Raw genomic sequence first — 532 nt, 5'->3', positions numbered from 1 at the left:
TTGATTTTTATAATAACCGTAGATTTCATGAAAGTTTGGGATACAAAAAACCAATGAACGTGTACAAAGAAGGTGCTATTGACTTTAAAAGTCAGGCGCAAAAAACATTGCAGGTTGCATGACATGTGTAGGAATAAGAATTTTTAAAAAACTGTATTGACACTTTGGGGTAGAATAGAACGTAGACAGTTTAGCGCACAACGCGCCAATGATATCTGGTATGGTGATGTCATGCATGCCGGTAAGATTCACACCGCCAAAGGACTACAAAAGGTCTATTTAATTAGCTTAATGGATGATGCCTCGCGCCTGATTACGCATAGTGGATTGTATTTTAATGAACAGGCAACTTCAGTGGAATGTGTATTGAAAGAAGCCGTCCTTCGGCGTGGTTTGCCTAAGCGTTTGATTGTCGATAATGGCTCAGCTTATCGCAGTGATTCACTACAGCAAATCTGTGCACGTTTAGATATTCGCCTGATTTATTGTCGTCCGTATGAACCTGAAGGCAAGGGTAAGCTTGAACGTTGGC

Annotated in this window: 1 protein-coding gene; it reads left to right on the top strand. The window is 40.6% G+C overall.

The window, feature by feature from the left end; genetic code table 11:
* Positions 1 to 156: 156 nt before the first annotated feature.
* A partial coding sequence (locus DNJ75_RS15255; protein WP_157968431.1) for a DDE-type integrase/transposase/recombinase occupies positions 157 to 532 on the top strand: 376 nt, incomplete at its 3' end.

Origin of the sequence: Cysteiniphilum litorale (assembly GCF_003428165.1) — a bacterium.
GTDB lineage: Bacteria > Pseudomonadota > Gammaproteobacteria > Francisellales > Francisellaceae > Caedibacter > Caedibacter litoralis.
This window is presented reverse-complemented; position numbering and strand designations above follow the sequence as displayed.